1 protein-coding gene is annotated in these 527 nt (G+C 68.9%); it reads left to right on the forward strand.

All coding sequences use genetic code 11. From position 1 onward, the window contains the following. On the forward strand, positions 1 to 527 hold a 527-nt coding region (locus LPA54_RS36375; RefSeq protein WP_228984792.1), incomplete at both ends, for an aldo/keto reductase.

Here is a 527-nt window from a genome sequence, read left to right on the forward strand (position 1 = left end):
TCCCGGCCGCTGATCCGGCAGGCGCTGGAAGCGGGGATCACCTTCTTCGACACCGCCAACGTGTACTCGGACGGCACCAGCGAGCAGATCGTCGGCCGGGCGCTGCGCGACTTCGCCCGCCGCGACGACGTCGTCCTCGCCACCAAGGTGCACGGCCGGATGCGGCCAGGACCCAACGGCGCGGGGCTCTCCCGCAAGGCGATCATGACCGAGCTGGACCACAGTCTGCGCCGTCTCGGCACCGACTACGTCGACCTCTACCAGATCCACCGCTGGGACCCGCACACGCCGGTCGAGGAGACGATGGAGGCGCTGCACGACGTCGTCAAGGCGGGCAAGGTCCGCTACCTCGGGGCCAGTTCGATGTACGCCTGGCAGTTCTCCAAGGCGCAGTACACCGCGAAGCTGCGCGGCTGGACCACGTTCGTGTCCATGCAGAACCACTACAACCTGCTCTACCGCGAGGAGGAGCGGGAGATGCTGCCGCTCTGCGCCGACCAGGGCGTCGGCGTGCTGCCGTGGAGCCC

The organism is Streptomyces sp. DH12, assembly GCF_020873895.1.
GTDB lineage: Bacteria > Actinomycetota > Actinomycetes > Streptomycetales > Streptomycetaceae > Streptomyces.